Consider the following 13,481-nt stretch of genomic DNA (forward strand, 5'->3'; position numbering starts at 1 on the left):
GGCGGCCGTTAAGCTTCACGCGGGCCCGTTGGGCAGCAGCCAGGCCCGTGCGGCCGGCGATCCGAGATACGAGCGATATCCCCGATCCGGTCAGGCGCCCGGCAGGCGCCCCAGGGCCTCGTCCATCAGCGCTTCGAGCAAGGGCTCGATACGTGACGCCAGCGCCTCGTCATAGGCGTAGGGCCGCGTCTCCTGCATATACGTGATCTGCGACAACTCGAGTTGCACGGCATGGATGCCCTGCTCCGGCCGGCCGTACTGGCGGGTGATGTAACCGCCCTTGAAGCGCCCGTTCGCGACAGCCGTATAGCCGCCGCCATGACGCGTCGCGCATTCGGCCAGCGCCTCGGCCATCCCGGGCGCCGCGCTCGTCCCGCCCGCCGTGCCGAAATTGAAATCGGGCAAGCGCCCTTCGAAAAAGCGCGGAACGTGCGAGCGAATCGAGTGCGCCTCCCATAGCAGCACCGCGCCGTGCCGTGCCTTGAGCTCGGCCAATGTGCTTGCCAGCGCATCGTGGTACGGCTGCCAGTACCGTGAAACGCGACGCGCCACTTCGGCATCCGTCGGTTCGCCGCCGGGGTGGTAAAGCGGCGCTTTGTCGAACGTATCGATCGGCAGCAGGCCCGTCGTGTCCTGCCCCGGATAAAGGTTCGCATTGTCGGGCGGACGATTCAGATCGACGACGTAGCGTGCGTGCGACGGCACGAGCAAGGAAGCACCGCGCCGAGCCGCGAAATCGTACAGGCGTTCGAGATGCCAATCGCAGTCGTCGACATGGCGCGCGGCCTCGGTCATCGTCGCCGCGATGTCGCCGGGAACGTGAGTGCCGACGTGGGGCATCGAAATCAACAGCGGCAGCGTGCCGGGCCGGACGGAAAACACGGCGGGTTCGAGCGTAGCGTTCATGAAGGTACCGGTTGGGGATCGAAACAGCTTCAAGCTTAACGCGCGTTGCGCATCGCGTCAGGCGCGCCCGCCGTCACGTCCGCAGATGCGCGACGGCTTCGCGATAAGCGGCGTAGGCGCGCGCTTCGTCTTCGTGCCGGCCGTCGCGCACCACGCAGCGTCCGCCCGTGTGCACTTCGGCGATCGGCGAGCCGCCGTGTTCGCAAAATACGAGACCGGCGAGCCAATCGTCGGGCTCTCGCCCATCGACGCTCGGATGCGCGCCGTCAAGGACGAGCCAGTCGGCGCGGCACCCCGGCGCCAGCGCACCGACGGCGCGCGCGCTTGCCCGCGCACCGCCCGCCAGGGCCGCGTCGAACAGCCGCTCGGCCACTTGCGGCCGCGCCTCGGAAGCAAGTACGTTGCGCTGCCGCTGTGCCAGGCGCTGCCCGTATTCGAGCAACCGCAACTCCGCGCGCCAATCGACGGCGATGTGGCTGTCCGACCCCACGCCGATGCACCCGTTCGCATCGAGGTATCGGCGCGCGGGAAAGAGGCCGTCGCCGAGATTGGCCTCCGTCGTCGGGCACAGCCCGGCCACGGCGCCGCTCGCCGCCAACGCAGCCGTCTCGGCCTCGTCGACGTGCGTCGCATGCACGAGGCACCAGCGCGCGTTCACGTCGAAATGCTCGAGCAGCCAAGCGACGGGCCGCGCCCCGGTGGCGGCGAGGCATTCCTCCACTTCGCCCGTCTGCTCGGCGATATGGAGATGGATCGGCGCCCCCGGCAGGTGGGCGTCGAGCCCTTGGACCAGCGCTTGCAGCGACGCCTGCGATACGGCGCGCAACGAATGCGGCGCCACGCCGTAGGTCAACGCGCCGTGCTCGGGCCGCGCGCGACGCAGCGTCAGCAGCAGGTCGAGCAGCGATTCGGGCGTATTGATGAAGCGGCGCTGATCGGGGCGCGGCTCGCGCCGGCCGAAACCGCTGTACTGATAGAGCACAGGCAGCATCGTCATCCCGATGCCGGCTTGCGACGCGGCATCGACTGCGCGCTGCCCGAGTTCCGCCGCGTTCCCATAGCCGCTGCCGTCCTGCGCGTGGTGCACGTAGTGAAACTCGCAGACGGATGTATACCCGGCCTTGAGCATCTCGACGTAGAGCCAGCGCGCAATCGCCTCGAGCCGCTCCGGCGTGATGCGCGCCGCGAATCGATACATCAGGTCGCGCCAGCTCCAAAAGTTGTCGCTCGCCTGCGCACGATACTCGGCGAGCCCCGCCATCGCGCGCTGAAACGCGTGCGAGTGCAGGTTCGGCATCCCAGGCACGATCGGCCCGCTCGCACGCGGAACGCCCTCGGGCGCCGCCGCATCGGGCGTGACGGCTGAAAGGAGGCCCTCGCCGTTCCATTCGAGCAGGACATCGCGCCGCCATCCCTGCGGCAGGTAGGCGTGCGCCGCGAACAATGCGAGGCGTTCGTTCGTCACTGTCACTGTCACGTTTTGTGTCACTTCGCGTTCCTTTGTTGTAACAAGGGGGCGGCATAGACTGTCGAGCCGGAGCGAACGACCCGTGCGACAAGCGGGCGGCCGATCCAGTATGCGAGCTCGGCCAAGGTGTCGACCCGCCAGACGACGAAATCGGCCTGCCGGCCCGTTGCCAGCTCGCCGTGCCGCTCGCCGCGGCCCAGCGCGCGCGCCGCATGGCGCGTGACGCCCAGCAGCGCCTCCGGCACGGTCATTCGAAACAGCGTGCAGCCCAGATTGAGCATCGACAGCAGCGACGTGGCCGGCGAGGTACCGGGATTGCAGTCCGTCGCAAGCGCGATCGGCACGCCGTGGCGGCGCAGCAATTCGATCGGCGGCAACTGCGTTTCGCGGATGAAGTAGTAGGCGCCCGGCAGCAGCACCGCAACGGTCCCCGCCTCCTTCATCGCCTGCACGCCGGCCTCGTCGAGAAACTCGATGTGATCGGCCGACAAGGCGCGATAGCGCGCGGCCAGGGCCGTCCCGCCGGACAGGCTCAACTGCTCGGCATGGATCTTCACGGGCAAACGCAAGCGCTGCGCCGCCTCGAACACGCGTTCGCTCTGCGCCACGGTAAAACCGATGCGCTCGCAAAAGACGTCGACCGCATCGACGAGCCCTTCGTCGGCCAGCGTCGGCAGCATCGTTTCGCACACTTCGTCGATATAGGCATCGGCCCGGCCGGCGAATTCGGGCGGCAACGCGTGGGCGCCGAGAAACGTCGTGTAGACGGAGACGGGATAGAGGCGCCCAAGCGCGCGCGCCACGCGCAACATCTTGCGCTCGCTCGCCAGATCGAGACCATAGCCCGACTTGATCTCGATCGCCCCTACCCCTTCGGCGACGAGTGGCTCGAGACGCGCCGCGGCCGACGCGATCAACGTCTCCTCGTCGGCCGCCCGCGTCGCGCGCACCGTCGATACGATGCCCCCGCCGCGTTGCGCGATCTCTTCATAGCTCGCACCGGCGAGGCGCAGCGCGAACTCGTCGGCGCGATGACCGCCGAATACGAGGTGCGTGTGGCAATCGACGAGACTCGGCGTGACCCATGCGCCGTCGAGGTCCTTGCGAGGCCAAGTATCGAACTCGCGCGGCAGCTCGCGCGCGGCGCCGAGCCATACGATCTTGCCGTCTCGCACGGCCAGCGCGGCATCGGCGATCGATTCGCCGGGATCGCCCGTCGGACAAAGATTCAAATGCTGCCAAACCAGGTCGCTCATGATGGTCTCGAAAGTCATGCGAAGGTCACGCGTAATGCACGAGCACGGCCAGCGCGGCACCGTCGCCCGTCACTTCGCATACCAGCGAACGCGGCGCGTCGAGCACAAGCGTATCCATCTCGGCGAGCGTCGCCGCCGCCTTTGCCGGCGGCACGGTTGCATGACCTTGACCGATACCTTTGCTCTTTACGTCGACGCGCACGTCGAGCGATGCGCGCGCGCAAAACACGAGCGCGACATCCGCATCGAGCGTGTGCGTGCCCGCGCCCTGCCATACCTGCACCGTGGCGCTCGCGCGTTCGCGCCGCACCATCACGTTGAAGTCGCGCGTGGCACCGTCGACGAGTTGCGCATCGAGCGCCGCTTCGCCGTCGAATCGCGCAACGGAGAGCGGCTCCATCAGCGCATGCGTGACACCATGGGCCTCGGACAAATGCATCCCCGCGCCGGCCAGCAGGACCAGCGTCCGATCGATGCCCGGAAACTTCGAAAACGGTCCCGCCCGCTCGACGTCGGCCACACTGACGCGCCAGACGAACGTGTCGAGGCTCGCCCCCACCGGATACGCGGCGATCTCGCGCGTCACGCCGCCGCCGTTCTTCCAAGGCGTCGCGGTCAGCGCGCTTGCACGCACGATCCGCGACGGCGCGCGCGCGGCATGCGCGGCCGGCGAATCGTGGGCGGCGGCCAGCCGCGCCGCCTGCGATTGCGTAGTCATGCGTGTCAGCGTCCGAGCATGGGCAAATTGAGGCCGACCTCGCGCGCGGTCTCGCAAGCCAGGTCGTAGCCTGCATCGGCATGGCGCATGATGCCCGTGGCCGGATCGTTGAAAAGCACTCGCTCTATCCGCCGCGCCGCCGCATCGGTGCCGTCGCAGACGATCACGACGCCCGCGTGCTGGCTGAAGCCCATGCCGACGCCGCCGCCATGGTGGATCGACACCCAGGTCGCGCCGCCGGCCGTGTTCAGCAACGCATTGAGCAGCGGCCAATCGGAGACGGCATCGGAGCCGTCCTTCATCGCTTCGGTTTCACGATTGGGACTCGCCACCGATCCGGTATCGAGGTGATCGCGGCCAATGACGATCGGCGCCTTCAGTTCGCCGCGTTTGACCATCTCGTTGAACGCAAGGCCCAGACGATAGCGATCCTTCACGCCAACCCAGCAAATCCGCGCGGGCAGCCCTTGGAAGGCGATGCGCTCGCGCGCCATGTCGAGCCAGTTGTGCAGATGCGGGTCGTCGGGAATCAACTCCTTGACCTTCGCGTCGGTCTTGTAGATGTCTTCCGGATCGCCCGAGAGCGCCACCCAGCGGAACGGCCCCTTCCCTTCGCAAAACAGCGGCCGGACGTACGCAGGCACGAACCCGGGGAAATCGAAGGCGTTCTCGACGCCCATGTCGAGCGCCATCTGCCGGATGTTGTTGCCGTAGTCGAGCGTCGCGGCACCGCGCGCTTGCAGCGTCAGCATCGCCTGAACCTGACGCGCCATCGACTGCTTGGCCGGGACGACGATGCTCTGCGGATCGACTTTCTGACGCTCGCGCCATTGGTCGACGTCCCATCCTTGCGGCAGATAGCCGTTGATGGGATCGTGCGCGCTCGTCTGATCGGTCACGCAGTCGGGCGTGATGCCGCGCGCGACACACGCCTCGAACACGTCGGCCGCATTGCCGACGAGACCCACGGAGACGGGCTTGCCGGTGGCCTTGGCCGCTTCGACCATGGCTAGGGCTTCGTCGAGGGTCTTGGCCTTCTTGTCGACGTAGCGCGTCTTCAAGCGGAAATCGATGCGCGTCTCGTCGCACTCGACGGCGATCATCGAAAAGCCCGCCATCGTGGCCGCGAGCGGCTGCGCGCCGCCCATGCCGCCCAGGCCGCCGGTCAGAATCCAGCGCCCGTTCGCGTCGCCGTTGAAATGCTGATTGGCCACCGCGTAGAACGTCTCGTACGTGCCTTGCACTATCCCTTGGCTGCCGATGTAGATCCAACTGCCGGCCGTCATCTGGCCGTACATCATGAGGCCCTTGCGATCGAGTTCGTGGAAATGTTCCCAGGTCGCCCAGTGCGGCACGAGGTTCGAGTTCGCGAGCAGCACGCGCGGCGCATCGGCATGCGTGCGAAACACGCCCACGGGCTTGCCCGACTGAATCAGCAGCGTTTCGTCGTCTTCGAGATCCTTCAGGGACGCGAGAATCCGATCGAAGCACTCCCAGTTGCGCGCGGCGCGTCCGATGCCGCCGTAGACGACCAGCGCATGCGGATGCTCGGCCACCTCGGCATCGAGATTGTTCTGGATCATCCGGTAGGCGGCTTCGGTCAGCCAGCTCTTGCAAGTCTTCTCGGCGCCGCGCGGCGCGCGGATCGTGCGCGTCGGATCGAGGCGCGGGTCGAAGGGTTTCGGATCGTTCATCATGGTCCTCGGTTGTACGGCTCGGTTCAGCTCAAGGTTCGGCTCAGAAATGGCCCGTGAAGCGATAGCGGCTGCCCGGATGCCAAAGGTCGGCGACGGATGCGACCTGCTCGCGCGACCAGGTGCGCCGATGCAGAACGAGACACGGCTCGACGTCGTCCATGCGCAATTGGCCGCGCGTATCGGTCTCGGGCTGCGCGGCTTCGATCCGGTACTCGACGCGCTGCAGCGGCGCCACGCGCGTCAGATATTGGTTCGGCGTGACGAGTGCGAAATCCTGCAGCGCATACTCGGGCGCGACCGCCGGATTGACCCAGCGCGCCTCGAGCTGCACGGGCTCGTCGTTCTCGAAATGCAGGACGCGCGAATGAAACACGGGGCTGCCCGGCGTGACTTGCATCTCCGCGGCGAGCGCCTCGCCCGCGACGGTCGCGCCGAGGTCGAGCACCTTCGCGTGATGCCGATGGCCGCGCGCGGCGATTTCGTCGGAGATGCTGCGTATCGCCACGAGCGTCGATTCGTACTTGGGCCGCGCGACGAACGTCCCCGCGCCCTGCACGCGCGTGAGCACCTGCTCGGCCGTCAACTCGCGTACCGCGCGGTTCACCGTCATGCGCGCGACCTTGAATTCGCGCGCAAGCTCGTTTTCGGAGGGCACTTGATCGCCCTCGGCCCACTCGCCCGAGTGGATCCGCGCGAGGATGAAATCCTTGATGCCTTGATACGCGGGCGCGTTCATCTCTTTGGCGCTGCTCATCGCTCGGTTATTCGCTCGCGCTCGCTTCCGACGCGAACGACAGCGGGCTCGCTTGCGCGATCGCGCCGCCCGCGACGAGCCGGGCAACGCTGGCGATGTCCGGTGCGAAATAACGGTCGAGGTCGTAGTGCGGAACATGCTCGCGCAGCAGGTCCATCACACGCTGCAACGGGCCGCTCGTGTGGTGCGGCGCGCGCAGATCGACGCCTTGCGCGGCGGCGAGCAGCTCGATCGCGAGGATGTTGGCCGTGTTCTCGGCGATGTCGGCGAGCTTGCGCGCGGCGAAGGTCGCCATCGACACGTGATCCTCCTGATTCGCCGACGTCGGCAGCGAATCGACCGATGCCGGATGCGCGAGCGTCTTGTTCTCCGAGGCCAGCGCCGCTGCGGTCACGTGCGCGATCATGAAGCCGGAATTGACGCCGCCGTCCTTGACGAGGAACGGAGGCAGTCCCGACAGCGTCGCGTCGATCAGCAGCGCGATGCGACGCTCGGCCAGCGCGCCGATCTCGGCCGCGGCCAGGGCGAGGTTGTCGGCCGCGAACGCCACGGGCTCCGCGTGAAAGTTGCCGCCCGAAAGCACTTCGCCCGTATCGGGGAAGACGAGCGGGTTGTCGGACACGGCATTCGCTTCGATCAGCAGCACGTCGGCCGCGTGACGCATCTGATCGAGACACGCGCCCATCACTTGCGGCTGGCAGCGCAAGCTGTACGGATCCTGCACCTTGCCGCAATCGCGGTGCGAGAGGTTGATGCCGGAACCGTCGAGCAGCGCGCGGTAGGCCGCGGCCGCGTCGATCTGGCCGCGATGGCCGCGCAGCGCGTGAATGCGCGCGTCGAACGGCTTGACCGAGCCCGCGGCCGCGTCGACCGACAGCGCTCCGGCGACGAGCCCCGTGCGAAAGAGGTCCTCGATCGCGAACAAGTTGAAAAGCGCGAGCGCCGTCGAGGCTTGGGTGCCGTTCAGCAGCGCGAGCCCCTCCTTCGCCTGCAGCGCCATCGGCGCGAGACCCGCGAGCTTCAGGCCGTCGGCCGCGCTCATGCGCTCGCCGCGAGCGCTCACTTCGCCGATGCCGAGCAGCACGGCCGACATATGCGCGAGCGGCGACAAATCGCCCGACGCGCCGACCGAGCCCTTGACCGGGATGATCGGCAGCACGTCGGCATTGAACAGCGTAACGAGCGCATCCATCACCTCGCCACGAATGCCCGAGTGGCCGCGGCCGAGACTCGACAGCTTGAGCGCGATCAAAAGCCGCACGACGGGCGCGGACATCGGCTCGCCAACACCCACGGCATGCGAGAGCACGAGGTTGCGCTGCAGCAGTTCGAGCTGATCGTGCGGAATATGCGTGCTTGCGAGGCGGCCGAACCCGGTATTGATGCCGTAGGCGGGCTCGCCCTTGGCGGCGATGTCGGCGACGGCCTTCGCCCCGGCATCGATTACCGCGCGGCTCGCGGGATCGAGCGTCAGCGTGACGCGCTCGCGTGCGATGCGGCGCAGTTGGGGAAGCGTCAAATGGCCCGGCGTGAGAATCATCATGAAAAGCGTCCTGTAGTCGCCGCGGGGGATCGCCCGCGGCCATGTCCGATCTGACAGCGAGTCTAGTGCGCCCAGCTTGTATATACAAGTCGTTTTTTACAAAGCTTGCTCTAGGGTTATCCACTAGATGAGCGTGCACCGAGTAAAGGTGGCGCCGGCCCTTATAGTTCGCCATCGGCAGTCGATATGCCCCTCCGGCATGAAGCCGCGGCGCGGAGGGTTCGCAAATACCGATGCCGCCGTAAGGCCGGCTTTCTTGTCTATACAAATCGGTCTGAACGACCGGAGCCGGCCGCTTTTCCAACACCCGGGGAGCGCGCCCATTTCGCGTGCCGCGGCTGCACCGCGCGTGCACGGCAGGCCGCGACATCCGCCTGGCGCGCACCGGGACGGCGCATCCGCACGCGCCGCCGGTGGGTACGCGTCGTGCTTCAGGGAGAACGGGATCGGGCGCGACGTTCCGCGCTCGACGGAAGGCCACAGCGGCCCGCGCGGCACGAATGCAAGTCACGACATCGCCGAGCGACTCTTTCGACGACCATGAACAAGACGCAAGGACAACGACAGCGAATGGATCTCATCGAACTGGCACGCGAATCGGGCATGGCAGTCCTGCTCGATGCGAAGATCGGCCGCGAGCAATACGTGAGCGTGAGCGGTTCGCTCGCGGCGCTCGCCCGCTTCGCGGATGCAGTCCGCGGCGAATCTGACGGAGACGGCACCGACGACGATGAGAGCCGTTGACGGGCTCGTCACGCCCGCCCCGCATACCGCTCCCGCCCCTCATCAGGCCGCGGCGTGCCCGCCCGCGAGCACGGCTGCCCCATGCGCCTACCAAATGTGTCAGTTACGGATTCGCATAAGAATGGCTTAAATCCGGCACGTTCCTATGCGCTCTTTGCGAGCGCATTTCAATTGGGGAAATGCCGATGAAACCGACCACATCACACGAGCGACGCATCGACGGCGCGCCCCGTGCGAGCCGCGGGCCCGCGCCGCGGCGGGCGCAGGGAGACGAGATCTCCGGGCGTCCCCCGCGCGAGCGTCGCAGTCTCGAGCCAGTGCAGCACGATCGGCCATAGGCGCGATTCGAATCGGCTATGGAAAAACGCAAAATGTCCGATCGCATCGGCATCGATCGCACGCGGTTCGACACGCAGATGAATCCGCTCGTCGCAGCCGTCGAAGTACGCGAGCAAGCGCTCGATCGCGGGCACGGTGCCGAACGGATCGTCGCTCGTGCTGATGGCGAGCAGCGGCGCTCGTACGGACGAAAACTGGCGCACGAGTGCGTCGATGCGGCGATCGTCGAGCGAAAACGGACGAGCGCCATAGGTCTGCTCGAAGCGGGCCCGGCTGCGCGCCCACGAGCGCGCCACGCCGCGCGGCGTGTCCTCCATCCAGCCGAGTCGGCGCGCCGGAACGTAACCGAACACGGCGGCGAGCGCCGGCATCGCGACGTGCCATTTGAGCAGCATCGCGAGCCGGTGTGCTTGCGCGTAGTCGCGCCAATAGGCGTATTGGGCGCCGACGGTCACGGCACGGCGTATCGCCGCGTTCGATGGAGCGAGACCCATCAAGCAACCGCCGATGCTGTGCGCGACGACGTCGATGCTTTGCCCCGCGAAGCGTGTCGCGGCGAAGCGCAACGCCGCCTCGAAGTCGAGCGCGCCCCAATCGAGCCAATTCGCCTCGAAGCCCGCGAGCCTCGCCGGCCGCGATTCGCCGATTCCCCGATAGTCGTAAAGCAGTACATCGCGCCCATGCGCGAACAGGTAGCTGGCGAAGCGGAAGTAATAGCGGCAACGCACCGAGGTCGCCGGATTGACGATGACGACCGGACGCGCGGCGCCGCCGACACCGCCGCCGGGGTCGGCCTGCCACGCGAAACCGCGAATCGGCATGCCGTCGGGGGCCTCGAAGGTAACGCTCCGAGGCGCGCTCGCATCCGCTGTCTGATCCTCCATCGAATCTCCTATCGTGGCTCTCGAAATACCAGCGCGTGCACGGCTGCCGCGCCCGTCGCGCGGGTTTCCATTTGATCCGATACCTGAGTTCGAATCAATTTACTTTCACATCACTTTCTTTCACATGAGGTAGACGCATGACAACGCCTCTCGTTCGACTTGCGCCGCTCGATTTGATCCGCGGCTTTGTCGCTGTCGGCCGCCGCATGAGCGTGACGCTCGCGGCCGAGGACTTGTGTCTGACGCAATCGGCCGTCAGCCGGCAGATTCACTCGCTCGAAGACGCGCTCGGCGTGTCGCTGTTTCATCGAGGATACCGCTCGATCTCGTTCACGCCGGCCGGCGAGCGCTTGTTCCGCACGGCCGACGGTGTCGTGCGCCAACTGCAGGACGCGTTCGAGACGATCACGCGTCCGGCCGAGAAGCAGCCGGTGACGATCACGGCCGGTATCGGCGTCGCTTCGCGCTGGCTGCTGCCACGGCTATCGGAACTGCAGCGCCGCTATCCCGCGCTCGACGTCCGCGTGGCGGCCAACGACAAGTTCCTGGATCTGCGTACCGAGAACATCGATCTGGCCATCCGCCATGCGAGCGTCGCGGATGCGCCGGCCGGCGCAACCCGTTTGTTCGACGAAACGATCTTGGCGGCTGCCGGCCCGTCTCCGGGTGTCGCCCCGGCCGATGCCGGAAAGAGCGAGCGCAGTGCAAACGCGTATTGGCTCTTGCAAGCCGATTCGAACGCGCGGCAGGACGTGCGAGACGTCGCGCGGTGGATCGCGGAACAGGCGCATGCCGCAGCCGAACCCACGGCGAATGCAAGCCCTCTGGCGCGTTCCGCCGCCCCCGCGCCGAATGCGGATGTCGCGCTCGATGCGCTTGCCGTCGAAGACACGGCCGCGGGCGAGCGCGTCGCCCTGTCCTAAATCGACTCGGGAAGCGCCCCTATCCCACTATTTATGGTAGTTGCCGCCGAGCAGCTCGGCGGGTGAAATCGACGGCACTCGAGTACGGCGCGCCCAACCAAGCGCCGTACCCGTTTCCGGAGGTGACACCCGATGCGCATGCCTTTGCTGCAAATCGATTCGCTCGCCGCCGGCTACGGCAAGCGCGACATACTCGACAACGTCTCCTGCTCACTCTTCGCGGGAAGCCTTGCGTACGTGCTCGGGCCATGCGGCGCGGGCAAGACGACGCTGCTCATGGCGATCGCGGGGCTCGTGCGGCCTAAACGCGGCGTGATTCGGCTGGACGGCGAAGACATGCGCCGCAAGCGCCCCGCCGACTTGCTCGCGCGCGGCATCGCGTACGTCCCGCACAACCGTCTGCTGTTCAGTTCCTTATCGGTACGAGACAACCTGCTGACCGCGGTGTGGCGCGACACGGACCGGCCGCGCATCGAGGAGCAGGCCGAGCGTCTCGGAGAGCGGCTCCCCTTCCTGAAAGCTTGCGCGCATCAAAGCGCCGGCCGGCTCACGAACGGCGAACGGCAGTTGCTCGCCATCGCGCGCGCGTTGATGTCCCGCCCGCGGCTACTGCTGCTCGACGATCCATACGACGAGTTGATGCCCATCGAAGCCGAGCGAGTGGCGGAACTGGGAGGCCAATTGGCCCAAGAGGGCACTGCTGTGGTAATTGCGCAACGGAGCGCGACACCGGCCGCCTGCGCCGGGGAACACGCGTATCGGCTCGACGCGGGGCGCCTTTTACGATCCGAGGCCCCGGCCGCGGCCTCTTAGCGGAGCCTCCGCGGCGCCTGGAATGCCGCCGCTTATCGCACGAATCCACGAATCGCGCGATGAGCGGTCACGAGCGTGAATCCCGATAATTGCCTGCCGACGGCCGCCGTATAAACGATGCGCCATTCACAGCAGCTCGATTGCCAATTCAATTTTCTAAAAAGTTTTACGTTTTATTAATCAACCTCGAGCGACGTCAATACAATCATCGCCCTCAGATTAATGCCAATTGCCCGGCGACAATCGATGTCGAGCGAATTTCGACCACAATCCGCTAAATTTCCGAAATTCTCATCCGATCTGAAATAGCCTGACTAAGCGGCGAATCAAGCAAGATAGACAGACCAGTCACTGCAACAAGCCAAGCATCGCGGCGCGCACCACCGCGGCTGTCTTGTTCGTCGTCTTCAGCTTCATCACGGCGTTCTTGACGTGAAAATTGACCGTATCGACGGAGATCACGAGGATCTTCGAAATCTCGCCCGAGGTCTTGCCGTCGGCGGCCCACTTGAGCACCTCGACCTCGCGGTCGGTGAGCCCTCGCTCCGGGTCGGCCATCAACGTCGGCATCAACACGCGCTTGAGTGATAGATGCGCGGTGCTGACGAGCCAGCGCATCTTGACTTCGTTCTCCGCGAGTTCGTCCGCGGTGAGCGGTTTGCTCGAGCGCGCGAGCGTCAGCATCCCCCCCACGCCGCAACTATCGAACGCCGATTGCACCCAGCCATGCCGCAGCCCGTGCGATTGCGCCTCGCGCCATAGATCGGGCACGCCGCTGAACAGCGCGTCGCTCCATACGATCGGCGACTGGGAACGGCGCGCATGCTGCACGGTCGGATCGACGTCGAAGTAGCGCGCTTCCTGATAACGCTTTTTCCACGCTTCCGGGTAATTGCTCAGCCAACGCGTCTTCGGCTTGGACAGCGGCCACGGCGCCCGCAAGCCATACGAGCAGAACTCGAAGCCCAAGCCATCGGCCGCTGCCTCGATCTTGCTGAAGATCTCCGTATCGGAGTTCGTGCGATTCAACGCTTGCAACAGTTCCTCGGCCCAGCTTTTCATTGGTGCCTCCTTGTCGTCGCGCGAGCCCGGCGAGGGCCTGCGCGATACCGAGACGGCCGCGCCTGGCGGCCGGAGCATCGACATCCCGGCACCCGTCTCCCACGGCTCGGCACGAACCGAGCCACGGCTCTCTCACGAAACGGGCGCCAAAGGCTCTTCTTTATTTCAACGCGGATACGAATGACGAAGACTCGACTCCCACCGCTTCGTATCGAAAGCATCGTGCGACGCTCGATCGAGCGAAGATTCCATCGACGAAATGGCGGGAAATAAGCAGCACCTGCCGTAAACATGCAATATTCCGGCTTCTATTTACCCGGCAGACACGCACCTGCCGCATGCGCTTCGTTTTCCCGTTTAGTCGACGCTCGCCC

General features: G+C 66.2%; 12 protein-coding genes. 3 read left to right on the top strand and 9 right to left on the bottom strand.

The annotated features are described in order from the left end of the window. Positions 1–90 precede the first annotated feature (90 nt). The 7 genes from hutG to hutH form a co-directional block, all read right to left on the bottom strand. The gene (gene hutG / locus DWV00_RS20435; protein WP_115535427.1) at positions 91–906 is read right to left on the bottom strand and encodes an N-formylglutamate deformylase; all 816 of its coding nucleotides are present in this window, start codon (positions 904–906) and stop codon (positions 91–93) included. Positions 907–979: 73 nt separating this feature from the next. Further along, positions 980–2,371: a formimidoylglutamate deiminase gene (locus DWV00_RS20440; protein ID WP_115535428.1), complete on the bottom strand. Its 1,392-nt coding sequence runs from the start codon at positions 2,369–2,371 to the stop codon at positions 980–982. Positions 2,372–2,391: 20 nt separating this feature from the next. Further along, positions 2,392–3,630: an imidazolonepropionase gene (hutI, locus tag DWV00_RS20445; protein WP_115535566.1), complete on the bottom strand. Its 1,239-nt coding sequence runs from the start codon at positions 3,628–3,630 to the stop codon at positions 2,392–2,394. A 25-nt stretch (positions 3,631–3,655) separates the two neighbouring features. Then, complete coding sequence (locus DWV00_RS20450) at positions 3,656–4,348, bottom strand: HutD/Ves family protein (protein WP_115535429.1); 693 nt, start codon at positions 4,346–4,348, stop codon at positions 3,656–3,658. A gap of 5 nt (positions 4,349–4,353) precedes the next feature. Further along, positions 4,354–6,042, bottom strand: coding sequence for a urocanate hydratase (hutU, locus tag DWV00_RS20455; protein WP_115535567.1), 1,689 nt, complete (start codon positions 6,040–6,042; stop codon positions 4,354–4,356). Positions 6,043–6,085: 43 nt separating this feature from the next. Beyond that, on the bottom strand, positions 6,086–6,781 hold the full coding sequence (gene hutC / locus DWV00_RS20460; RefSeq protein ID WP_115535568.1) for a histidine utilization transcriptional repressor HutC: 696 nt from the start codon (positions 6,779–6,781) through the stop codon (positions 6,086–6,088). Positions 6,782–6,806: 25 nt separating this feature from the next. Beyond that, entirely contained in the window at positions 6,807–8,342 is a 1,536-nt protein-coding gene (gene hutH, locus DWV00_RS20465; RefSeq protein ID WP_115535430.1) for a histidine ammonia-lyase, read from the bottom strand. Positions 8,343–8,912: 570 nt separating this feature from the next. Here hutH and DWV00_RS34135 point away from each other — a divergent pair. Then, a complete protein-coding gene (locus tag DWV00_RS34135; protein WP_181885541.1) occupies positions 8,913–9,086 on the top strand; it encodes a hypothetical protein in 174 nt (57 codons plus the stop codon). A 200-nt stretch (positions 9,087–9,286) separates the two neighbouring features. Here the strand turns inward: DWV00_RS34135 and DWV00_RS20470 are convergent, their stop codons facing one another. Then, on the bottom strand, positions 9,287–10,309 hold the full coding sequence (locus DWV00_RS20470) for an alpha/beta hydrolase family protein (protein ID WP_115535431.1): 1,023 nt from the start codon (positions 10,307–10,309) through the stop codon (positions 9,287–9,289). A 137-nt stretch (positions 10,310–10,446) separates the two neighbouring features. Between DWV00_RS20470 and DWV00_RS20475 the strand changes: the two genes are divergently transcribed. Then, positions 10,447–11,232, top strand: a complete 786-nt coding sequence (locus DWV00_RS20475; RefSeq protein ID WP_115535432.1) for a LysR family transcriptional regulator — start codon at positions 10,447–10,449, stop codon at positions 11,230–11,232. 132 nt (positions 11,233–11,364) lie between these two features. Further along, a complete protein-coding gene (locus DWV00_RS20480; RefSeq protein WP_115535433.1) occupies positions 11,365–12,045 on the top strand; it encodes an ABC transporter ATP-binding protein in 681 nt (226 codons plus the stop codon). A gap of 348 nt (positions 12,046–12,393) precedes the next feature. Here DWV00_RS20480 and DWV00_RS20485 read toward each other — a convergent pair whose 3' ends face one another. Next, complete coding sequence (locus DWV00_RS20485; RefSeq protein WP_115535569.1) at positions 12,394–13,107, bottom strand: autoinducer binding domain-containing protein; 714 nt, start codon at positions 13,105–13,107, stop codon at positions 12,394–12,396. Positions 13,108–13,481 lie beyond the last annotated feature (374 nt).

It is taken from the genome of Trinickia dinghuensis, from assembly GCF_003367175.1.
GTDB lineage: Bacteria > Pseudomonadota > Gammaproteobacteria > Burkholderiales > Burkholderiaceae > Trinickia > Trinickia dinghuensis.